16 protein-coding genes and 1 tRNA gene are annotated in these 24,839 nt (G+C 36.5%); 10 read left to right on the top strand and 7 right to left on the bottom strand.

Annotated elements, in window-relative coordinates; all coding sequences use genetic code 11:
- Positions 1-199: 199 nt before the first annotated feature.
- Both ABD917_RS01830 and ABD917_RS01825 read right to left on the bottom strand, forming a co-directional pair.
- On the bottom strand, positions 200-5,800 hold the full coding sequence (locus tag ABD917_RS01830) for a Vomp family autotransporter (RefSeq protein WP_345118372.1): 5,601 nt from the start codon (positions 5,798-5,800) through the stop codon (positions 200-202).
- Positions 5,801-7,161: 1,361 nt separating this feature from the next.
- A complete protein-coding gene (locus ABD917_RS01825; protein ID WP_345118371.1) occupies positions 7,162-7,698 on the bottom strand; it encodes a helix-turn-helix domain-containing protein in 537 nt (178 codons plus the stop codon).
- Between the two features lie 253 nt (positions 7,699-7,951).
- Here ABD917_RS01825 and ABD917_RS01820 point away from each other — a divergent pair, with 253 nt between their 5' ends.
- From ABD917_RS01820 to ABD917_RS01810, 3 genes are all read left to right on the top strand, one after another.
- Entirely contained in the window at positions 7,952-8,104 is a 153-nt protein-coding gene (locus ABD917_RS01820) for a hypothetical protein (RefSeq protein WP_345118370.1), read from the top strand.
- Between the two features lie 76 nt (positions 8,105-8,180).
- Positions 8,181-8,411, top strand: a complete 231-nt coding sequence (locus ABD917_RS01815; RefSeq protein WP_345118369.1) for a hypothetical protein — start codon at positions 8,181-8,183, stop codon at positions 8,409-8,411.
- A gap of 220 nt (positions 8,412-8,631) precedes the next feature.
- Complete coding sequence (locus tag ABD917_RS01810; RefSeq protein ID WP_345118368.1) at positions 8,632-8,913, top strand: hypothetical protein; 282 nt, start codon at positions 8,632-8,634, stop codon at positions 8,911-8,913.
- Between the two features lie 534 nt (positions 8,914-9,447).
- Here the strand turns inward: ABD917_RS01810 and ABD917_RS01805 are convergent.
- The 3 genes from ABD917_RS01805 to ABD917_RS01795 form a co-directional block, all read right to left on the bottom strand.
- On the bottom strand, positions 9,448-10,659 hold the full coding sequence (locus ABD917_RS01805; RefSeq protein ID WP_345118367.1) for an MFS transporter: 1,212 nt from the start codon (positions 10,657-10,659) through the stop codon (positions 9,448-9,450).
- A 935-nt stretch (positions 10,660-11,594) separates the two neighbouring features.
- Complete coding sequence (locus tag ABD917_RS01800) at positions 11,595-11,981, bottom strand: dTMP kinase (protein WP_345118366.1); 387 nt, start codon at positions 11,979-11,981, stop codon at positions 11,595-11,597.
- Positions 11,926-12,108: an ATP-binding cassette domain-containing protein gene (locus ABD917_RS01795; protein ID WP_345118396.1), complete on the bottom strand. Its 183-nt coding sequence runs from the start codon at positions 12,106-12,108 to the stop codon at positions 11,926-11,928. Before ABD917_RS01795 ends, ABD917_RS01800 begins: the two co-directional genes overlap by 56 nt.
- Positions 12,109-12,611: 503 nt before the next feature.
- Here ABD917_RS01795 and ABD917_RS01790 point away from each other — a divergent pair.
- The 7 genes from ABD917_RS01790 (at position 12,612) to ABD917_RS01765 (ending at position 20,002) form a co-directional block, all read left to right on the top strand.
- The gene (locus ABD917_RS01790; protein ID WP_345118365.1) at positions 12,612-13,388 is read left to right on the top strand and encodes a class I SAM-dependent methyltransferase; all 777 of its coding nucleotides are present in this window, start codon (positions 12,612-12,614) and stop codon (positions 13,386-13,388) included.
- Positions 13,389-14,804: 1,416 nt separating this feature from the next.
- Positions 14,805-16,031: an MFS transporter gene (locus ABD917_RS01785; protein ID WP_345118364.1), complete on the top strand. Its 1,227-nt coding sequence runs from the start codon at positions 14,805-14,807 to the stop codon at positions 16,029-16,031.
- Between the two features lie 43 nt (positions 16,032-16,074).
- On the top strand, positions 16,075-16,389 hold the full coding sequence (locus ABD917_RS01780; RefSeq protein WP_345118363.1) for a hypothetical protein: 315 nt from the start codon (positions 16,075-16,077) through the stop codon (positions 16,387-16,389).
- 12 nt (positions 16,390-16,401) lie between these two features.
- Positions 16,402-17,280: an ATP-grasp domain-containing protein gene (locus ABD917_RS01775; RefSeq protein WP_345118362.1), complete on the top strand. Its 879-nt coding sequence runs from the start codon at positions 16,402-16,404 to the stop codon at positions 17,278-17,280.
- Positions 17,281-17,626: 346 nt separating this feature from the next.
- Positions 17,627-18,019: a YqcI/YcgG family protein gene (locus tag ABD917_RS08860; protein WP_425548538.1), complete on the top strand. Its 393-nt coding sequence runs from the start codon at positions 17,627-17,629 to the stop codon at positions 18,017-18,019.
- Complete coding sequence (locus ABD917_RS01770; RefSeq protein ID WP_345118361.1) at positions 18,012-18,326, top strand: cupin domain-containing protein; 315 nt, start codon at positions 18,012-18,014, stop codon at positions 18,324-18,326. The genes ABD917_RS08860 and ABD917_RS01770 overlap by 8 nt, the downstream gene beginning before the upstream one ends.
- Before the next feature lie 1,052 nt (positions 18,327-19,378).
- Entirely contained in the window at positions 19,379-20,002 is a 624-nt protein-coding gene (locus ABD917_RS01765; protein ID WP_345118360.1) for an MFS transporter, read from the top strand.
- A 900-nt stretch (positions 20,003-20,902) separates the two neighbouring features.
- On the opposite strand, the gene ABD917_RS01760 is transcribed toward ABD917_RS01765, so the two are convergent.
- Together ABD917_RS01760 and ptsP are read right to left on the bottom strand one after the other, a co-directional pair.
- A tRNA-Ser gene (locus ABD917_RS01760) sits at positions 20,903-20,992 on the bottom strand.
- Between the two features lie 443 nt (positions 20,993-21,435).
- On the bottom strand, positions 21,436-23,952 hold the full coding sequence (gene ptsP, locus ABD917_RS01755; RefSeq protein ID WP_345118359.1) for a phosphoenolpyruvate--protein phosphotransferase: 2,517 nt from the start codon (positions 23,950-23,952) through the stop codon (positions 21,436-21,438).
- Positions 23,953-24,839 lie beyond the last annotated feature (887 nt).

Below are 24,839 nucleotides of genomic sequence, written 5' to 3'. Positions count from 1 at the left end.
AAGATGACGCATCATTTGTTTAACTGTATCCTCTATGAAGAGTCCATAATCTTTATGCTTATGGATCATCCTGTTAAGAGAGGGATTATTATTCACGGATAGGATTTTTTACTTCATGAAAGGATTTTAAAGCTCTTACCAAAATGCCCCTGCTTCATCAAAGCAAGGGCAAAAAGTGTGTTTAAAAAGTTTTCGAATATCAGTTCAGAGTCATATTGAACCCTGCACCTACACCCCAATGGCCGCCAGAAGTGGTGACAGATACATTAGAGCGAATATTTCCCTTCTCTGATGTATAGCCAGCACCAAAGGCAAAGGCAGATTGGCTACGCCATAAACCACTTCCAAATCCAACACTTAATTTTCCAGGTGTATCATTATAGCGTAAGTTTGCTACTGCTAAACCAATAGCCGCTGCTTGCCTTGCTTCTTTTCGTGCCCCTTCAATGCTGTAATTTAAAGCATTAAACTTCATATCAGTATATTGTTTGGACTTATCAACGGCATCGTCAATGGCATCGATAACGATATTATTAACCCGTTGATCTGTATAGCGCTTCGATTCATCGAGAACGATTTTCATCTGTTCTTTGGTGTAGTCATGAAGTTGTCCACCATTTACAGCTTCTTTCGAACCCTTCTCAATGCGGCCGTCAGCAACATTATCGATCATCACAGGTTCACTAGGATCGCTCCCCTTCAGAGTAATTTTATTGGTTTTTTTACCATTTTCATCTCTGTCATAGCGAACAGCATCCTCAGAAATATTGTTAACCTTGTCATCAATCTTATCAACTTTGACATTAATATTGGCAATTGTATCACCAATATCCCCAATCGTATTGGAAATATTATCAACTCTTTTGTCAATAATCTCAACATGATTTTCAACATCCGTAACACGATTTTCAACCTTCGCAACACGCTCATTGGTTTGCCAAAGTTGTCCGCCATTAACCGCATCCTTGGAACCTTTTTCAATTTTACCATCAGCTACATTGATAATCTTACTTGGTGTTCCATCATGAGTAGCATCATAGGCTCCCTTTTCCTTATTCCACTTTAACGCATCGGAATCGACCTTGTTGATAACATCATCAATACGGTTATTAATGTTTGACATATTTTTATTGACGTCACCAAAGGCATCAGCAACATTATTGTGCGTGTTTTCAACTGTCGTACCATCAGCATTGACTTGAACAATCTTGAATTGAGGAGCTGTCCATTGGCCATTCTCATATTTAGCACCACCACCGAAATAAGCAGCAAGTTGATTGCTTATGGAATAAAGCTGGCTACCATTAATTGCATCCATTGAATTTGCAGCAATTCTGCCATCTTTGACATTGCGAAGAGAAACTGGTCCACTGCTTTTATCGCCACCCAAAGTTACACTACCATAATTAACAATACCATTTTCATCTTTATCATAGAGAACTGCAGCAACACTTGCTGCCTCAATATCTTTAGAAATTTTCTCTATGCTTTTATCAAGTTGGTCTTTGTTGACAGCTTCATCGCCCTTCTCTGCTGCCTGCACGCCAGAAATCTTGCGTGCTACCTTGCCAAATCCTGCAATATTGATTTCAGTACCAGCGGTATCCTTACCAATAGTGATAATACCTGATACACCTCCCTCTTGCTTAACAAGATTATTTTTTTCCAAATCAGAGATTTTATTATCAATCTTATGGATAGAAATATTCACACCTGTGAAAGCATCTGTAACATTATTATATGAGTTTCCATCAATAAGAAAGGCTGGCCCTATACCGTTAAGTACATCCGTTCTGCCACCAAAGTACTTCGATGTATTTTGAGCAACTTTCGATAAATTATCAGTAACAGTGATAACATTCTGATTAGTTGCAAAAAGTTGCGAACCATTAACTGCTTCTGTTGATGTTCTAGAGAGTTCTGCTTCTTTCACACCCAAAATGGTTCTTTCTTGATTATTTTTATTTGCAACACTAATTCTATCTCCACCTGTTACTTTACCAATAGTGATAAGACCGTCTTCTCCTTCTTGCTTCACAAGGCTATTTTCTGTCACATTTTTAATCTGATTGTAGATATCTGTGATAGAATTATCAACACCCTCAAAAGCATCCGCGACATTATAATATATTCCCTGCACAAGAGCACCATTCTCACCGCGCTCAGAAACTTTAAATTCAGGTCCCTTAACCCACTTTCCATTTTCATAACGCGCACCCCCGCCAAAATAATTAGCAATCTTATCGGCCATCGTATAAAGCTGAGAACCATTTATCGCATCTGTTGAACTTTCCGTAATATCACCATCCAAAAGAGAGGTAATCTTACTGTTTGTTTTTTGACCTCCTACTTCATGACGTGCAGAAAATGCTTCCTTTCCCTCATCCCACAAGAGGGCATCTTGAGAAAACTTATCAAATTTATTGTCTACATATTGTATATGTTTATTGACATTTTTGACATTCGCATCAAGCTTTGTCAAAGCATCACCAACGTTTTCAGCTGTATATTGAATTACTTCACCATCTGCAGAAACTTTAGATAAATTATATCTTGGTCCTACAAATTTACCACCTTCAAATGCTGCATCTCCACCAAAGAAATTCGCAATATCTCCTGATATCTTATTGATTTGGCTACCATTAATAGCTTCTTTCGAATCCTTTCCAAGGTTACCATCTGCAACACCAAAAACAACTCGATTTTCGCCGTCAGAGTTAGCAATACTGATTTTTGCGCCACCTTTTTCAGCACCAATAGTGATAAGTTTCTGTCCTTCATCCCATTTAACAAGATTATTGCCTGCTATTTCATTTTTTATTTCTTTCAACTGCGAAACATTTACTGCATCTTCGTCTAAAACACCATTTGCTACTCCGCTAATCGTTTTATTACCCGCATGAATACCGCCCAATGTCACTCTCGGACCACCCCTGATCATGAAACCGGCATTACTCATACTGCTCAGCCCTGTTTCTACACGATTAACTTTAATATAATCATTTAAATCAAAGGATACTTTATTGCCTTCTTTTACAATTTTAATATTTGTAACGTCATCATTTTCACTACCATCATCGTTTTTATGCTTAATAGCAACAAGATCTACTGTATTGCCAGCTTTAACATCTGTAATATTCTTACCATCAACAGAAAGCTTCCAACCACTTTCTGCAAGTGTTTTTACATCTTTCAACTGTTTATAATTTACTGCATCGCTATCATCAGCCGCATCTGCTACTTTAGTAATCTTTTTATTCCCTGCATCAATACCATTCATAGTTACGCTTGGCCCCCCATCAACAAACTTAAAGCCATCTTTGCTCATTATGCTGTTGCCTGTAACAACACTTGTCAACTTAAGATTCTCATTTAAGTCAAACTTAACTTCATTATTGTCTTTTTTAAGTGTGATGTTTTTGTTTCCATATTTACTCTCAGAAGCAACAAGATTTACTGTATTGCCAGCTTTAACATCTGTAGCATTTTGGCCATCAACAGAAAGCTTCCAGCCATTTTCTGCAAGTGTTTTTACATCTTTCAACTGTTTATAATTCACTGCATCAGTATCATCAACCGCATCTGCTACTTTTGTAATCTTTTTATTCCCTGCATCAATACCACTTACCATTATTTTGGGCCCATTACCATCAATAAACCCAAAGCCCGAAGCATCCATAATGCTGTTGTCTGTAATGACACTCGTCAATTTAAGCGTATCATTCAAAGAAAAGGTGACTTTATTGTTATCTTTTACAATTTTGATATTTTTGCTACCGTCTTCACCTGCAGCAACAAGATCTACTGTATTGCCAGCTTTAACATCTGTAATATTCTTACCATCAACAGAAAGCTTCCAGTTTCCCCCGTTCTCTTCTACATATTTTTGCAGCTGCCCAAAATTCACTGCATCGGTATCTTCTTCCCCTGCCGCCACTCCTTTAATTGTTTTACCACCAGCATGAATACCGTTAATAGTTATGCTCGGTCCACCACCACCGTCAAACCGAAAGCCCGAAGCATCCATAATGCTTTCTCCTGTTTTGACAGTCATTACATTAATATTATCAGCTAAATCAAAAGAGATGTTTTGCCCACTTGTATTTGCAATTTTTATATTTTTGTGACCAGTATCATTATTCGCAACAGCAAAAAAACGAACTGTGCTGCCTGGATTAACATCTGTAGCCTCTCCCTCTTCAACAGAAAGCTTCCAACCGCCCCCTTTAATTCCTGCCGTAAATTTTTTCAGCTGCCCCAAATTCACTGCCTCATGATCTTGAGTTGCATCTAACACATTTTTAACGTTTGTGAGGCCAGCATCAATACCATCCTCAGTCATATTTGGGCCTTTATCATCATTCACATAAAAGCCATCCACAGTCATGCGTGTACCATTTACGCCATTAGTAAAAAAGCCATCATCACTCATAGAGCTTTGACCTGTAGTGACACTTATTAACCTAAGATTATCAGCTAAAGTAAATTCAATTTTATGCTTATTCTCTTCAGTGTTTTTTGCAATCGTTAAGTTATCTTTTCCTAACTCACTATTTTTCACTGAAAAATCTACGGTATCACCTGCACTCACTGCTGTAGGATCTGTATCGTTAGCAGAAATCTGCCAACCTCCCCCTCCTGCTATGACATCTCTCATAGCTTTTAACTGTGCGACATTCACGGCATCGGTATCTTTTTTACCAGCAGCCACACCGGTAATCTGCCGTGTTATTACACTTTTACCATCACGACCTTCAACTTCACCAACGCTAAAAGCACCTGCTGTGCTTTGCCATACTATATCGGTTTTTGTTGTCTCTTTACCTGTTGCAGGGTCATACCCCTTTTCCTTTTCTCTATCAGAGACAGAGCCACCACCTATAGCAACGCCATCCTGAACATTCACTTGTGCATTTGCACCAATAGCAACTGAATCGTGTCCTTCAGCAAAAGTGTATGAACCTATAGCAATAGCATTTTCATCCTTCGCTATGGCTTTTCTTTTGGGATCTGCTTCTGTTGTTCTGTCTGACTTAACGCCACCAATTGCAATAGAACCTGATGCTTTAGCTTCCGCCCTCGCGCCAATAGCAATCGCATATTCCTTTTCTGCTTTTGCCTCTGTCCCGAAAGCAACAGTATCTTTACCAGAAGCAGTTGCAAGTCCACCAATAGCAACTGAGGAAACCCCTGATGCTTCTGAACTCACTCCCATAGCCACACTTGCTGTACCGCTTGCAAGCGCCGCAACACCAAAAGCCTGTGCTCCACCAGCCTTTGTGGTTGCACCAGCACCAAATGCCGTTGAATAGTTCCCTGTTGCTGAAGCTCCACAACCCGTTACAAAAGAATAAACACCATAGGCTTCAGGCATAATATTTTGAGATCCTCCTGTATGAGTTCCCATATAAGTAGCATCGTTGGTCAGAAGCCCATCGTTTACCCAAGTAACCTTTTCAGTGGTTGTGCCATAAGGATTACGACCGTTGTTGTCTGCTTGATTAACAATAAAATTTTCAAACTCTTGCTTTGCAGTTATTTTATTATTAAGGTTCTCCTGTTGTTTGCCTCCACGCCCTTGAACATTATCCACACCGCAGAAGTCATCATCACCAACAAAAACGATACTCCCATGGCTTCCGTACGGATAAAGAACACCTGTGCTAGGTGTACTTTGACTCGTCCCTCCTACTATAGCAAGATTTGCAGCTAAAACGGGAGAGACACTTGATAAAAGTGTGGCCATGGCGGTTCCTAATGAGACCGCTTTAAGTAAATTTGATTTTGAATATTTTTTCATAAAAACCTCCTCCAACAGAACTCAATATCATTGCAACGCGCAAAAACTCCCAAGACAAAACCCTCGTTTGCGCACCAAAAACGAATAAATAAAGGTAAAGCTGTCCCCTCCTGATGCCGGCATTTCTTAACTTACGGCATCATCCTAAAATCTCTGTAAAAACATTGAATCTAGAAAAGTCCCCAACCCTTTTAGCTAAAGGGATTCAAGCTAAAATTAAAGCAAAATACAAAGTTTTGAGAATATATTAAATCTCCATTCAAAAATATCGCGATTTATCTCATAACAAAAACAGCTTCTTAAAGAGCAATTCTACCTTTCAAATAAAGCACATATGTAGAATGGCAAGAGTATGAAAAATAATTTTTCATTAATTTGCAAAATACTTCTTATTAAATACAAAAAGAGTTCTTTAAAATAACTGTTCTTATAAGCATAAAATTATTTTTTTAAACTTATAACATCATATGATAAATAATAATCATACTCATTACCGAATTTTTGCTACGAGACACTCTCCCTTAGCATGGGATAGGAGTGTTCGAAAAAACTTTTCCATTTATTGCTATATAATATCAGTTGTCACTTTTTTGAGCGATTTTATCTTCGTACTACAGAGTTTTTTCATAAACCTCTCTTAAGAATGAGCATCTAGAACAAGCTCTCAAAACATTTTTTACAAATAAACCATGCTCTCTCTGTTTTTTGTACAAACAATACAAAAGGTCGCCTGAAAATGAATAGCTTATAGGTTTTTAATTATCTAAACGGACATTACAGAAAAATGCGTACTGTTGCATTTGAACTGTTAGTGCAAAGATAATTGCTGATATTCTTTGAACATTCTCAAAATATATCGCTAAGATATCAGCATGTTTAGACGTCCTATCATCTAAAATACATATTTTAGTGAATCGTCTGACTTATCAAATATAAGACATTTATAGCTTTCTCTTCTCAGCAAATGCTATATTTTGAAAATTTGCTTTTTCTTTATGAAAGAAAATACAAAAACTTTACCCAAAATGATAAAAAACTGAAAAATCAAATTATTCGCAGGTCAAGCCTTTATAATTTCTCTCTTTTTCCTCTGAATATCATTCGTTCATTTATCTCTAGATAAAAATATCTCCAGTATATTTGGAAATGAATATGCACGTTGTGCCAATCTTTTTCTGTATCCCCAAATGATAAAAATATGCGGAATAGATAAAAAACCAATAAAATGAATTTTCTGTATTATCTGCAGCTTTGTATCCCGTAGAAAAATTCAACAAGAAATATGTCTTAGAGATGTTTATCATTCAAGGCATTGTTTTTGAGAGAATATTTTTACAGCAAAAAAGATTTTTCTTTTGAGATCATTCATCTGTTTCTTTTGTCGTTGTTTGCTGTGCCTTTTCAGCTTCGATTTGGCGTTTTAAATGAAGTTTTAATAGAAGCAAAGTGGCTTCCACTTCTTCCATATCATAGATGTTTTGAATAAGTTCTTGCAATTTTCCATAAAGCTTCTCTGCTAATTCCGCCACATCTTCAGGAGAAAGTATTATTTGTACATCATAATAAGTTGTATAAACTAAATGCCCAAGCTTTTTCATCACCCCTGCAGGGATCGCTTGCGGTTTAAAACCAGCAGCCTTTGCCTTGTCTGTGTCTGTGAACATTTCACCTTTACCAGTTATCAGCCAATCTAATGAAACACCGCAAATTTCTTTGTATTTAGAGAGAGCAGAGGCGGTAGGTTCACTTATGCCGGTCTCATAAGTCCCTATAGAACCAACAGTTACACCAAAATGTTTAGCAAATTGTTTACGCTCCGTGAAACCAAGTACACGTAGCACTTCACAAAAACGTCTTGTTAATTCGGTTTTAGATTCTTTTTCAGGACGTGCCCCCAAAATTACTCCAAAAGCCTATTTAGGCTGTATACCTACTATCACTGCCCGTTAAGGTGGCGGTTATTTAAATAAACCCTACAAAAATGGATGCTTTACCATCTATTTAAGCAGGAGCAAAATCTATGACAATCACACAAAAATGCGATCGCCGTGGTATTTTGTTAAACTGCCCCGTTGTCATATGACCTTGGAAAAAGTACAAAAACCTCTTAAAAATTATTTTCCAGTGTCAAAAGCATTTGGACACAGCCCAATGAAAAAGCCAAACGCGCCATTACTCACTTTATCAGTTTGCCCGTTAAGCCAATTTATTGACCGCTCTCTTAAAAATTACAGTCGCATCCTTTCAGCAGCAAAACAGCTTAATACGATTTTTCTCATCTTCCTGCGTAACAATACTGCTTAAACCTCTTTGCAAGGATCTACATATCAAACGTATTCCCATCATTTTTAAATTACAACATAAGGTAAAAGGTTTATCAATGTCTAAAAGTCAATACAAAATGGATAAGATAAGTGATGTTCTACAAAAAATGAGCATATCAACTCTTCTGCAAAGGCTAAATATTTATAAACCGCACTTGCTTATTAACAATGGTACTGATTTGGCTTTTATTGGCAAGGATAAAATCTTAACGCGCTTTGTTCATCGTAAAAATATTCTCTCTTACATGCAAATTAAAAGCTGTTTAACGATACAGCTTAAATTCTGAAAATCCTATAGTAAAAATATTGCTACATCTCTTCACAGTTGGAAAATTCATAACATTAACGCAATAACGTTTCTAACTAACAGCATTTTTAAAACTGCTCCTTTGTAGAAAATTGACAAAATGATCATGTTGGTATACATGGCAATTCTTGGTGATGACCGTGAGGTAAGACCTAAAATATCAAAGCCACACGAAAAAGCCGCAACGTGGAGGAGCGAGCATGGCCTCTTTATGCGATAAAGAATTATCCGATACACTTGTTGGTCTTTATGATGACTATCAACGCGGTTTTGATATTGGGGAAGAGCTTAAATTGTGCGTGGATTTGGCTTTATCTCTTGAATTGGAACTGAGTATTCATCGTTTAAGCGAAGCAGATGCAATTTTGAAAAAAGAAATTATACAAACTTTGCACCGTCGCAAAAACATTCATTCCAATGAAGATGAAATAATCGATAAGACGGACACAATTATTCATATGGATTTTGAAGAACGCAATTAAGAAAACATAGCAGGTATAAGAAAAGCGAATTGTTCTACTCTCTATTATTTTCATTAGATTGATTTATAAAGATAATTTATCGCTCTCCCTATTGAATAATAACCCCGCATATCCTAAAATTCTCTCCGTTCAAATCTGGATCTCTTGCCCCCCCCCTTAAAACCATTTGCTTGCGTTTCACAAGCGGGATTGCTGTATAGATAAAATGAGGAAAGAAATGATTCTCATAAATGCTCTACAGCGCCAAGGGCTGTTATAACATTGGAAGTAGGCAAATAGTATGATGGTGTTGCTTGCTAAAACATAAAAACTTTTCAAAGTCTTAAAGCGCTGTATGAGAGAAGCATGGCGATAGTGAACTTGATCAAAAAGAACTCTTGACGCGCTTTCTTGGTAATGCATCAACACAACGCGCATTTTAGAGCATCAATAAAATTTATGCTTTATCGGTTAGCTTCCCTAGCATTCACTTCCTCTTTAAAAGCAAAATATGAAGGCTCTCGCAACTGTTTGTGAATAACGCTTAAATAAAATTTATTGTTTTTTACTTTTGTAAAATAGGGCGATGAGCGTACCAATAACAGCAATCATACCTTGAAAAAAGTATATCGACTGAGATGAGATGCTGTTGGTATCACTTGCCATAAAGAGATAGACTCCAAGAATAAAGCACCCAGAAAGACCATTAAAACTTGCTTGCAATCTTCCTTGATATTTGGGATCACAAGAGAGTTGCGATAAAGAAATCGAAAGAGCCCAACTTGAAAGTCCAAATCCAATCATGAAATAAATAGGAAAAACAATGTGTGTCTGTATATTAACAGACAGAATAATAAGACCGATAGCCATAATAGCTAATAAAAATGCCAGTGTTTTACTTATAGAGAAAGCTTTACAAAGAAGTGGCGAAAAAAGCGCACCGATCAAAGCGCCTGCAGAATAAAGTGCTTCCAATATTGCAAAGATCCTGCCATCTGCTTTTAAAATCTCTTGTGTATAAGGAACAAGAATAACAGGAATGGTCATCAAAAGAGTCATAATAATCATCTGACTTACATAAGGCATAAAAAGAACCGGATTCTGCTTAAAATAATGAAATGACGATATATAACTTTTCCACCAATTGAGTTTATTTTGGCTTTCATATCCTCGGGTTTCAGGCACCTTCATTGCAAAGTTAAACAAACCAGCAATAATAAAAAATATGCCACCTATGAGAAGCGTTCCTTTTGTTCCTGCATAGGCGAGTATAAATCCACTTACCCCCATACCCATGATTGTGCCAAGTTCATAAACCATATCGATAGTGGCATTTGCATTGACGAGCTGTTCTTTTGGAACAATCGTTTGGATTAAAGGTATAGCTGATGGCATATAAAAAGAGATAAAAATACCTAAACAGGTAGATAAAACTATTAATTCAATTTCTATGCCCAATTTTCCAAGTATTACCCAAGCCACGAGTACCACCCCCCTGACAAGATTTGAAATTATAATCTGCATTTTACGATTATACTTATCTGCCAATACGCCAAAAACAGGCGCAAAAATAATGCTCGGCATCCAGAGAAAAAACATGAGAAGCGCTACACCACGAATTGAACTCGTTTGATTGTAAGCAAGCCATGACAAAGCGATATAATTTAGCCCATTGCCAAATGTAGCAAATAAACCACTCAATGTAAAATAGAGAAAAGTTCTATTCTCGAATAAAGCAGCGCGTTCTTTCAAATTTGCCGCGAACATAAATTACCCGCTTCATATCAATATCATACGATATATATTGAAACCCATTTTAAAAGATATGTTTTTTTACAATTTTATATTTTAGCCAATGAAATTAAAAAAATTCCTCATTTGGATGCTTTTAAATATCCATTTTGTCATAATGTGACTCACTTTTCTATAAAATAAAACACCTTAGAGATAAGCTTAAATCATTTTACAATCTTGAAAATTTATAAATATTCCTGCTCTCATTGAGTATTTACACCGTCAACACAGGATAGTCATGGTGAAATAATTGCTTTTCTTGTACCAAAGAATAAAAGCTGCAAATCAAAGACCAGCAAAACCTTACCAAGCCAAAACTGATGTCATTTTATAGATATCAATATTAAAAAAGAAAGAAACTTTGCTACTGCATCTGTGAAAGACAAGAGGGAATATTAAATCCTCACAAAAAGGAGACATGATTGCCTTCAGCTTTAACTTACTTTCTTTATGCAAATATATTTGAGCATATCCACACCTTATCGTGCTTATATCGCTAAATTTAATGTAAAAAATTAAGTTATTATCATCGCCATAAATATTGATGATTTTTTTAGTACTTTACACTCTCCTACCAAAAATCTTTCAAAAAAGTACTTTGCAATTTAATGATAGATAATTTCCCAGTAAAAAGCTTCAAATATTCAAGGCAATATTTTTCAAGCACATATCAATTATTATAACATCTCTAAAATTTCCTATATAAGCTTTAAGTAAAAATATAAAAGAATATACCGCAGATAGGTTTTAAGTTTAATACTCAATATTACAGTTATGTTTAGCCAAAACAAATCTTATCTATATGATGGCGTATTTGATGATGGATTGAAGAAATAGGGGAAGTTCCATCAATTATGATAAATCGTTCATCTGTTTTTGATAAAAATCGATATACTTCACAAACTTTTTCAATAAATGAGAGCTTTTCTTCGTATTTTTAAAATTAAACCATCCCTTTTTTGCAACCGTTCTATAATCACAGCAGGCAGTAAATGAAGGTAAAATGTGATATGAGGCCTTGGAAGAGATTGGTTTAATTTTACCACAGAAAGATCTCGCGTATAAAAATAAGCAAGACTAGAATAAACATATCGATCGCTGATTAATAAATTTTGTGATGACATTAAAGAGGGTTCAATAATTTCAAGGATATGTTTTCGTCTATCTGTCGCAGCTAATAGTGCTAAAAGTAATGAATCGATGCTTTTACCATTCTCTAAATAATTTCTAGCCTCTGGATTATTTCTGTACCAATGACTGGGTTGAAAAGTTTGTATGACCTGTTTCTTGTGCATAATGGTGGGCAAGCTCTTTTATCTGCGTTGTCTTACCACTCCCATCAAACCCACATAAAGCAATAAAAGAGCCAGAGTATGTCGTTAAAGACCACATGGAATTATAAACATCTTTATTAAAATACATCTTATAAAACCATCCATTCTTTCAGTCATTTGATATGCAAAATCTCTTTTTAGACATAGGGCATGTTTAAAATTTATCTCTCGATACCAGAGAGAGGCATCAAGAATATTAAACTCCTTAAGTGGAAGATTCTGAAATTTTTGACTTGAATTTTCTGATAGCGTGCAAATGCGTGACCTCATTTTTTGCATTCCAGTATTCGGATTTGATCGTTCGCATCTAGTGAGCTGTAAATTCAAGACTCGCTCAAAACTTTGATGCGATAATCGCGCTAGAATTGAGACGGATTTTTATCGGAATGTATAAAATTTCTACCTGATTATGATTGCACTGCAAAAGAGATCATTGAGAGAGAAATGTGCGCATCAATTTTATCGAATGAAAGAGAAAAGATACTAAACTAAAGGGTGCTACTCATTTCTCCCTTTTTCAGAACTTATGCTTAATACTAGCCAAAGAAGAGCTTCTCAATTATGTATGATAACAATTATAAGGAGGGTACTATGATACAAAGCGTTCAACCAAAAAATGAAAAATTTGACGGATTGGCTGATGATTATGATCGCTATCATCCACGCTATCCTTTTGCCTTATTGAAAACTATGCTGCTTCCTTTTAAGGATAAAAAGCATTTGTCTATCGTAGATGTGGGGGCTGGAACAGGCATTGCATTAGAGGGAATTGTTAAAATGCTAGGGAATGAACATCAATATCATGCTATTGATGTCTCAGCAGATATGATTAAGCAAGGGCAAAGAAAGTTTCCTTTTGTGCAATGGTATCAAGGCAAAGCTGAAAGCTTATTGCCTAAAATCGGTAAAATCGATCTTGTTGTTGCAGCGCAAGCGTTTCAGTGGATGAATCGCCCTCTGTTGCTTAGCACTGTCTCAAACCAACTCCGAGATGGAGGTGTTATGGCAGTCATTCAAAATAATCGTGATTTTAAACAGAGCGAATTTCTCAACGCTTATGAGACATTATTAGAGGAAATGAGCCCTAACTATTCCCGTTATTATCGTCATTTTGATTTCCTACAGGAAATGCGTGATGGTCTTGAGGAAAATCCAGAAAATATTTCTCTTCATACACACAATTGGACGATGACAATTCCATCCGATACCTTTATTGGCATGATCCGCTCTTCAACACAAGTACAATGCGCTATTACTAAGCATGGAGACGAATATTTGCAACGATTATCTACATTGATAAAACAATATGAAGTACAAGGACATTTACAGCTTTTGTATCAAAGCGAGCTCTACATGTATGTAAGATAAGCTACCTCAGTTACCTTCACTCTCTTTCGGTATCCTAAAACAAATGATGCGAAAAAAACGCCCGCATCACTCATGTGCGCGTTTAAAAGCAGCGCACAGATTTTCCCTCTCAGAGCTTAAACGGACATCTCGTTGCATTCAATCTTTATTGTCTATTCCGATGTTTGTATTCAACAGGAGACTTCTTGGCTGCATCATAATATTTGGAGAAAAGTGTTTCTTTATTTTCTGCTTCATAACAATCAAGTCATCGACAAACTGGATGAGACAAAGCCTTTGTTACAGCCATGGTGTCTAAAGCTGCAAACGTCATCTCTGGGTACATAAAAATTATTTTATGCAAAGCGTTAATTGAAAATATTTGTTTTTACCAGAGAGGGGTTATCCGAATGATGCCCATCAACCGTTCATTATGTATATCAGTTAGAGTAAATTCAACGAACAATAGATACATTGCTTGTTTGGTTACAAGTGCATTGCTTCTTAAACAAACCACTCAAAGAAGGCATCGGAAAATACGTTTAAAGACAATGCGATGTAGAGATTCAATTCTAAACTAAAAGTTCTCTTTTTGATCCCTTAAAATGAAATTCATTCCTTGTTATCAAAGATATTTTTGTTCACACTGGATAACCTGCTATTTTTCAGTAAAGCTTTTGGGGATTGATCGCGTAGAGCAAAGGTTATAGAGATGAATTTTACTCACGCATATCATTGCCCCTAAAAGAGAATAATCTATTCTGCTATGTAGGTGACTTATGAATTCTTGATCTTTTCTTGAACCACCACCCATTATGTGCATTTGATATCCAATCTTGTCAAAAAGTAGCAAAGAAAATCTTGGAAAGCATCACAGAACTATTAATTTGCTTCTTGTAAAAGCGTTTAAAGAAAATATTCCTTATATATTTTTATCACTATGATAAGAAGCTGTTATATAAGCTTAAAAACAACGCCACTAATTTATATAAATCAGTTGTATAGAATCCTATAAAGCTATTCAATAGCATGCTCCTCTTGAAAAAAACACTCTGTAAAACTGTTAATACAACTGTGTCTTCAGCCTGAGATCATAAATGATTTTCTGCCCGATAACAGAGTTTATCATCACAGCAAAATTCAAGCTTATCGCGGTAACGATCAATAGCAAAATTTCAAAATTAGGCAATGAATATAATCAGTACTGAGTGCGGCACCCTCTCAAGGGAGAACTAGACTAATCATCTCGTGATGCAACCCCTATTAATAATCCAACTAGCAAGAGGCACAGCATAAACACAAACTACTCTTAGTTTCTTAAGCTTCTGAAAATGATTTATCATTACAATAAAGGTTAGCATTTAAATTTGTATCATATCCTTATTTAAAAAACTTGAAATGCTTAACAATACGTGTATTCATTATTTGTAGAGATGCATGTTGATTATCATATTGCATATTTTTAGACCTATGGGCATAGATGTTATGGGGGGTGATGTGCGCAAACAGCTGGTCTTTCGATTTTATGGGCTTGTCGTCCTGCTCCATCTTTCTGATATGGTGCTATTCTTAAGTAATCTTTGGAATGCTTATCGTATAACATCCTCATCGGTTTTCCTAGGCGTAACCATGGCTTTGGGAACCCTTACACCCTATCTTTTGAAAAAAAGCAAACTTGTACGCATTAAGTCCTCTTTGCGGTTGGTAGATTTATACAAAAGGCGGATTATCATTTATAGTCTTCTTTTATTGATTGCCCTTTTTCATTATGTCGATTCCCCCTTTGGTTTTATTGCTGTCTCTATCTCTATTGGTTATCTCTCTTTGATCACTCTAAGTACACTCGAAACTTATAATACTAAACTAGCGCTTAGCGGTTATATTAGCGCGCAAAAGGCTTCCCGCATCATGCAAACAGTGGTGCAAATTGGTGCTTTTTTGGGAGCAGCATTAAGTGGTTATCTTTTAGATGCAACCAGCCCGCGAGGAATAGTCGCTGGAGTTGGCTATAATGGTTTGATTGCAGCAATTTGTCTGTTTGACATTATCGTAAGCCTTGTGGCCGGTTATGTTATCTTTCGCGATGAATATAGCACCGATAATGCTACAAATGCTACGCCGCTTGCAACTGAAAAAGAACCAACAACAACACTGCAAATAGACGGACTCTCTCCTGAATTGAAGCTTTTATGTATCTGCATAGGTCTTATTGGCGTTCATATTTGCGCCTATAATACACTGGCAACTATTCTTTTTCAAAGTGTGAAAAATTTTGGCTCTGAATATTATGGGCTTTGCAGTGCAGTTGCGGGTGTAGGCGCTTTTTTAGCTGCTTTTATCAAAATCCCTCGTTTTGAATTTATTCTCCCCGTCCTCCTGTTGAGTGTAGCTGATGTCATTTTTAGCACCACCCAATTGCCCTATTTGGCTGTCGTCTTTTGCTTTTTTATTGGTTTTTCGATGAATACCATGCGAATTAATGCCCGCAAACATACGATTGAAGCAACCAAGACAGAAGCTCAAGCAGAGCTGGTGGGAAGCTATAGCGGTATGCTTTATACTCTTTCCCAATCGGCGGGTTATGTTATCCTTGGTCTCCTTACAAGCTCTGCCCTTATGGGACCACAAGCAGCTGTTTATCTTCTCCCCCTTATAGGTTCATAATCTTTATTTATGTCCTTTTCCTTGTCACACAGCGGACCACAGCATGAGTAAACCCATTCTTATCGTCGATCCTTTCTCCACGGCTACCCTCTATGGCCCTGATTTGCAAAAATTAGGCTATGCTTGTTATGGTGTTGTCTCTCAACCAACTCTTTCTTCGCACCTCACGCTTTCTTATCAGGGTGAGGGCATGGCAGAAGCGAAACTTCATAGTGTAGAGGAAATAAAGCAGCGCTTTCCGGTGGGCGCTATAGCAGCCGTGGTAGCTGGTGCTGAGGGAGGTATTTATTATACAGAGCAATTGGCTGCTTATTATGGTTGCTCTGGAAACAACTCCTTGACCACCGATTGGCGTTGAAAAAAAGCTGCAATGCAAAGGCGCCTCTATGAAAATGGTTTGTCTTATATCCGCTCAAAAATTCTTACAAAAGATGATTGTGCTTTCAATGATTTTGAAAGCCATAGTGGCTATGTGGTGAAGCCTAATGCTTCTGCTGGAAGCGATGGTGTTTTATTTTTCTCCAACCGTGAGGAAGTAGAAGCGTGGATCTCTGGGATCGATTGGAGGCAGAGAAATATTTTTGGCATGCCTAATGAGGCTTATTTGCTCCAAAAAAGATTAGTAGGAGAAGAATACATCGTAGATGCCGTTGTAAAGGGAGAAGCTATCAAGGTATGCAGTTTATCGCGCTATAAAAAGGGGCTCCATAATGGGAGTGCCTTTGTTTATGAATCGCTTGATGTGCTTGATGCTCAAGAACCCCTTTATGCCGATCTTATCTCTTATGCAAAAAAATGTATTGGCGCAGTGGAAACTGAATATGGACCTGCGCATATGGAAATCATGCAAACCGCTCGCGGTCCCGTGATGATTGAAGTGGGAGCCCACCTCCATGGAGGAATTGCACCCTCCTTGTTCGCGCATTGCTATGAAGATGATTTACTGAAAAGCTCTGTCAACCTGATTGCGGGAGTGTTTTCGCCAATACCAAGCCGCTTTAAGAAAAAAGGGTGTATTCTCTTTCTTATCAACAAAACCGACGGTCGTGTTATAAAAGATATGAATCTATGGTGGCAAAAGCTTCATTCTTGGGAAAATGTGGTTCATTTTATGCTCTTTTTTAAAGAAAATGAGCCTCTATCTCTGACAATCGATTTAAACACCTGTCCAGCTATTATAGCAATTTTGGGCGAAAGTGATGATGAACTATCGACCTTAGAGGCCTCAATTCGTAGCAGTTTCTTATAAAATATAATAGTTGGGAGGAAAACATGGATTCAGCAACGCAAATAATGAGAAATATAGACAAATATGAAAAATGGAAGCAAGTTGTTTTTAAAGAATTCAATGCGCTCATGAATAACAAAACGAGACTTTTTCCCTGCTTATTCAGGGTAAATGGATAGCAAAAAGACATGCTCCGATTTGGATTCTACAACAAGTTGACCGCAAAAAATATTATGGAAGATCTTATAAATTATTGCGATCCTTATAAGAATTTTGGAAAAAACACGTCTTTTGTTGCATTCGAGGAGCCTTCCCCCGTACAAAGTATCGAAGTTTATAGAGAGAAATTTGGTCTATCCTTAAAGATTTGAGAGCTCTTGACGAGCGAGATTGGCCGAAGCATATACCCCAAAATATGGACGATCCTCTATGGGAATTTTGCTTTCATGGCGAACCCATGTTCATAGTTTGCAATACACCATCTCATATAAACAGAATAAGTAGAAAAAGCTCTACATTTATGGTAACTTTCCAGCCAAGGTGTTTTTTTTCTGATTTGCTCGATACGGAACAAAAAGCAAAGAATGCATTCTCCGCTGTAGGGAAAAGACTTGAACCTTTTGATATTATCACAAAATCCCCCTTTTTAGGAAAATATGGCGATCCCAAGGATAGAGAGTGGATGCAATACTTCTTGCAAGATAATAATATTGAATCCCCATCTTGTCCATATCATATCATGGAGCACGATAATGACTAAGTTTTCTCAAATTCAATTAAATAAAAATGTCTATGATATCTTAAAAATGACGCTGCCAAAACAAGGTTCTATAGAGATACAAAGAGATTCTCTAGGAAAAATACACTATTGGCATACTCATAAGGTCAATGAAACTCTTTTAATTATAGAGGGAGAGTTAGATTTTTTCTGTAGTGAGAAGCGTATAACCTATACACTAGGAAACATGATACAACTTCCTGCCAACACAAGGCATAAAACAGTTGCAGCAGATACAGGATGCATATACGCAATCGCTACGAAAATGCTCGCTCTTGAAAATGAGTAGCTGAATGCTCTCTCATTGATTTTCTCTGATACAGAGGAGCTTTTCGTCCCTTTGCCATAAAGCTGTACTCCTTGGGTTTTGTGGCGGATAAAATCATTAATTTGACTGCCTCCGCTCCACATCCAATGCAGAAGCCCTTCGAGTATCGCATTGTGCTTGTCGCAGCTCATTTTTCTCTATATTCTATAATGAAAAAATGGATAATGTAGAAAAAACATACCGACCACTCGAAAGTACTGATCTTGTACTATGCGCAGCCAATAATCTGAAATCAGATTTTTTCATTTTATAAACCAAACTATCTGCAACATGAAAGGGATACCGTTATATACCTGCTCAGTTATGGCAAATGCTGTTGTAAGGCTTCTTATTATCCCAAATAAAACTAGATGCTCTTCATGTGCAAATTAGAATCACATGAATATTGTCAATGTATTTATTAAGAATATTAAGAAAAATTCTATGAACCTTTATGATACCCTATAATACGCTTGCTGGTTGTTTGGCTGTTCTTAAATAAATGAAATATTTCACGGATTTTAATCAATGAAAAATTATAGAAATAACATTCTTCATGAATCTTTCTGGATAGAAAATTGATAAAACTGGCGATCCGTATAGCGGCTATTTCTCTATTTTTCATAAAAGTATAAGCTTCCGCGTCTCTCTATTTTATAAAATGAGGTCCTCATTACTTTAAGGACATTGATGTACTCATTGCTTTATTCGTGTTGGTGGGGAATAGATGGCGAGTATATGAGCGTTTGGATTTTTATTTAACGGTATAAGGATTTTAACAGGCGCCCTTATTGTATTTTATATGCTTGAAAAAAGCTGAACGCTTATTGATATCAGTATCATTAAGTCATTCCAAGCCTTTGTTATGATGGTTACAGATATTCCTCTTGGATATTTTGCAGATAGAAAAAATTATAAAATATCGATCCTTTTAGCAGCGGATTTTGCAACCACATGGCTCTTTCTCATGGACCGTTTCTACAAGCTTTTATGGTTTTCTTCTGGCAGAACTTTTTAATGTATTATCACTTACATTGATTGCTGGTTCTTATAACGCTTTACTTGTTCAATATGCAAAAATAAAATGTACATCTACGAAAAAAGTGCTTGGTCATAGCTCTCAATATAATTGCATTGGTATGTTTCTCTTTAGTTTGATCGGTGCATATTTTGCCTATTATTCTCGCCAATATATATGGTATATTTCTGCATTTCTCATGATGATGACCACAATATTTGTTTTTTTTCTGGATGATCTAAAAGGAGAGAAAAAGACAAAACACGCGAATTTTGTCATTTCTGAAATAAGAGAAATATTGTCTATTTTTATTAAAGTTCCTTATATTTTTCTGTGTTTTTATTTTTCGCTTATTTTTTCAATATATTTTCGCAATATTGGCAATGGATATTTAAAGATTATAATATCCAATGTAAGTTATTTTTATCTTGGCTTAGTCTTCTCTTTTATGTTGCTCTCCCAACTACTGGCTCGTTTTCTATTTACAAACTTAAGTGAGAGAATGAATTTTGTTTTACGGCTGTTGCTTTCAGCTGCCATGACTTTGACAGTGGCTTTCTTTGAACCAAGAAAAGAAATTGCTGTTCTTTTAGTCTGTATGATTTTTTATTTAATTAAGTATACATATCTTCGTGTATAAGTTGCCTTGTATAACAGTATTAGTAATAGCCTTAGAGCCACATACGAGCCATTCTTGTCGACTGTCGGGAGGCTTATCTTCTTAGTATTTTTTACATGAGTGCATATATGGTCAATATATTTGGCTTTTTGTCGTTGGTTTATATTTTGGGTATATATTTACTTATTTATTTGTCTGCAGTGTGTTTTTTAGAAGGAAATCTTTAAGCTTATTATTATTATTACAAACGTCTTATAGCATCTTATAATGGAGCGTTTAAATACCACGATACGGCTTTAACCTCCAATTACCGCCTCTCATAAGGCTGTGCTCTTGAGTTATAGGACGCATGAGGCTATTAGCTTTATTGGTATCCAGTCCTAATCATTCTTCGGCTACCTATTGTACTCTTTACGGTTGATTTTGCAATATAAGATAAAATGCACGAAGAGATGTCTGCTTCCCTTTTATAGTAAAAAAGCTTGTGCATTGAACAGCACATCAATCAGTAGCACGGTGATAAAATAGAGAATGGCTCATTCAACAATTACCGCATCTTGCTGCAAAAATTCAGCCTGCTCTTCATCTATACTAGCTTAAAAATTCTTAACGTCTTGAATCCAACAGCTATAGCGAATAGTGATTTACCAAACAAAAAACGGTATGGGGAGAAACCTCGAACTATAGGTTCAATTCATTTGATACATCTTATTTTTACAGTATCTTTATAACTTTTAAACTTTTTATCTCTCTATTCAAAAAGCCCGCATTTTGACTGGACCACAGATAAAATAGCATCCTCTACCAATGGCCTATAAAAACGATTAAAAATAGAAGCTATAGAAAAATTCAAGATAGATAAAAGGAATCAAAGGAGTCAAAATTTTTACATTTTATATAATCCATTGATTTTATGATAAATGGCGGAGAGAGAGGGATTCGAACCCTCGATATGATTTCTCATATACACGCGTTCCAGGCGTGCGCCTTCAACCACTCGGCCACCTCTCCAGAGGCTTGCACACTATACCCAGAAAAAAATAACGTGCAAGCCTAAACTATATGCTCAAAATTTAAAAAACAATTTTATTTACCAAAATAAGATGAGATACTTTTATTGAAACACAAACACACCCTCTCCTTTTCAGAAGAAAGTTTTTTCCGTGGATACAAACAGCTAAAATAAGGCCACAAAATTGCCGTAAGCATGCCATTTTATCTCACATGTCATCTCCTTACGCATGAACAACACTCTTTTTGATTATATTGCCCAGTGTTTTTTACAAAGCATGACTCAAAACCCATTACCTTTGATTGCATCTCACAATCAGTAAGACAAGCGGCTGCATAAACCTCTTTCTCTCCAACACTTAAATATGCTTTAGAGATATAATAAATTCATTCTAAAAAAACGATTTATCTTGCTTTACCAAATTGATGCACTCTTCTCCTCTTTAAATAGCTTGTCGCTTTATCTCACTGCTAAGAGCGCGTACAGCCCGCGCAGTCTCACACTGTAATGCTTTTTTTGCTAAAATTTTCATATCCTCAAAACTATGGGCTTGCAAACATGCTTTGACTGAAGAAATATCACAGGATATCATCGAAAGTTCATTAATTCCCAATCCTGTCAAGATCATTGCTGCAAAAGGATCACCAGCCATACCGCCACAAACACTAACCCAACACCCGTGTTTTGCTGCACCCTGAACAGTTTGATGTATCATACGTAAAATTGCTGGATCAAGACTATCAGCTTCAGAAACAAGATAAGGATTTTGTCGATCAACAGCCATTGTATATTGTGTTAAGTCGTTAGTTCCAATCGAAAAAAAATCAACATAAGCACTTAAAACATCTGCCATAATGGCAGCTGCTGGAACTTCAATCATAATACCAAGTTTTAATTTTGGTGCATCAATATCGGTGCGAATTTCTTCTGTGATCTTTTTTATAGCAAAAATCTCTGAAACAGACATGACCATTGGAAACAGAATCCATAGGTCTCCACCTTCTTTTGCAGCTCGATAGAGAGCACGTAATTGAGGTACCAAAAGATCACGCCGCCGCAACAAAAGCCGCGTTCCTCTAACACCTAAAAAGGGATTGTCCTCTTTAGATAAATGTAAATGTGTAACTTGTTTATCCCCACCAATATCAAGTGCACGAATAATTAATGGCTTATCTCCTAAAGCTGCAATCATTGCACAATACACATCAAATTGGGCTTCTTCATCTGGAATATGTGGACTATCTAAAAACAAAAACTCTGTACGCATAAGTCCAACACCCTCAGCTCCCAAATCTAGCGCGATAGGAACCTGAGTTGCATAGTTGACATTAGCCATGATACGAATCTGTTGACCATCCGTCGTCTGCACTGGTAATTTACATACACGTATTTCACTTGCACGCCTTTGCATGGCGATACGCATCTGCCTTTGAGCATCTTCAACATCTTCAAGAGCAGGATCAAGATAAATGAACCCATTATCGCCATCAATAATAGCTTGAACACCACATTCAACTGATAAAACATCCACACCCATAGCAACAATCATCGGAATACCAAGGGTACGCGCTAAAATAGAGGTGTGAGAAAGTGGTCCTCCACATGCCGTTGCTAACCCTTGTACTTTCGTACAATCAAGCTGGGCTACATCAGAAGGAGAGAGATCATCTGTAATAAGAATAACACCATGCGGAATATCATTTAAAAAGAATGATCTATATGATGGATTGATTTCTCCTAAAACACGACGACCAACATCAATTAAATTAACAGCACGCTCTGCTAATAAAGGACTATCTACCTTAGAAAACATATCTGCAAATTGCTGAATTGCTTTATCCCAAGACCAAGCTACACCATGACCTTCTGCCATAAAACGACAAGCTTGAGCTATGAGATTTTCATCTTCAAGCAAAACCATTTGCGCAGAAAAAATAGCAGCCGAATCTGCACCCATACGGGCTGTAATATCAGCAATAACAGATGCCATTTTATGTTTTGTTTTTGTAAGAGCATTTTCAAGACAAGACACACCAACTGCAAAATCTATTGGTTTATCTATTATGGAAATATCATTTTTCTTTAAAATAAAAAGCTTGCCAAAAGCTAGACCTGAACTTGCCCCAACACCAGAGATAGCATTTTGTTTAAAACGCGGATACCAACCATGAAAAGTCTTTGTTTGAGATTCCATTTCTCTCACCATGCACTTTTCACTTATGCTTACTTTTTTCACAACAGAAATCGCATTCTTAAGAAGTTGTATACCCTCCGCATCGTCCGTCGAAAAAGTGAGAACATCACCGTTTTTTACTCCTAATTGCAATAAACCAACCAAATTTTTCATTTCAACGGAACACTGACCATGGCGAACTCTGATAGAACTGTGAGCTTTTTTCGCAAAATCAACCCAAAGAGAAGCCGGACGCGCATGAAGACCACTTGGATAATCTAAAGTCCATTCCTGACATACTGAAAGGTCTCCTATAGACGCTCTTTCTATTTTTATGTCTTGAGCAAAAAGAGTTGTAACAATCTGTTGTTTTTCAGTAGTTGTCAAAAGTGTTTCAAGCCGTTCCTTATCAAATAAAAGACGTGTTAACTGTTGACAAATTTCTCTATAACGATCTGCACAAGCCGCAATGGCAATAACCAAACGCGCTTTATTTTCATCCCACCACTCAACACCAGCAGGAATCTGTATAACAGCAACAGCATCTCTGATAACCAAGTCACCACTTTCAAACATTCCATGAGGAATTGCTATACCATTTCCAAACCACGTATTTGTTATTGCTTCACGTTTTAACATGCTTGCTAGATAATATTCATCAACCGCACCAACCTGCACAAGCAATTCAGCAGCAGCATGAATCACATCATTTTTATGATTAAAAGCAGCTGCGAGCTGCACAGATCTGATAGATAAGATTTCACCCTCATTAAAATCTATATCCATTACTTCTACTTCCTCACATCTCATAATGAATTTAAACTTCTGTACATTTGAATATGTCTGATAAATTTCATTTCAAAGCTACAATTCCCAAAATACAAACTATAAATAATACTACAATTTGCCTCTGTTATACGGAATAAAACTTAACTAAGACGTTTAAACACTCCAACACGGCTTATTAAACAATTGGAGAGCCAAAATACCAAAATTGCCTTAAAACCATCATAAACAAATTGGCTTCTTCTTCTGTACTTCACAAAGACTCATGCCCTGCTCTTTACATATCCAACGTCCTGAAAAACTATTTCTAAAAATGCTCCCATCCTTTCAAGTTATTTGATATAACTTGTCATTATCCCTCATACTAAGAAAGTCCCTCCCCAATCACCCGCAGCTTCAATTAATATTTTAATTGATCTCCCCTAAACTAAGTAAGCCACCTTTCTCTCTTTATTTTTCTTTGATCCCTCACAGAATCATGAATTCCTACACTCAAAATCCCTCTTTAAAATTCGCTGAGGTTAAATATCTCATGGCATAGAATGCTCAAGATACAACCTTAACAATATTCTATGTATTCCTTTCCCAAACAAATATCGCAACCACATAGTGCCCTCTGTCTACGTATTAGTCACATCTCTCTCTAAAAAATATGTGCGATAACTAAAGAAAACAAAGTTATAAAAGAAAAACGCTCTTAGCTTAGATCCTTAGATCAATCCTCTCCTCGATACTGATTGAGTTTATATTCATAACACCCCATAACAGATAGATCAAAAAGACTCTTTATATCACTGATGATATATTTGTTATTTTGATCATCTCATACTAAATCCCCTTACAAGTGAATTTCTTTAATCTAGATTGGTCTTCCCTAAAAACATTTC

Origin of the sequence: Bartonella pachyuromydis, from assembly GCF_039543065.1 — a bacterium.
GTDB classification, from domain to species: Bacteria; Pseudomonadota; Alphaproteobacteria; order Rhizobiales; family Rhizobiaceae; genus Bartonella; species Bartonella pachyuromydis.
This window is presented reverse-complemented; position numbering and strand designations above follow the sequence as displayed.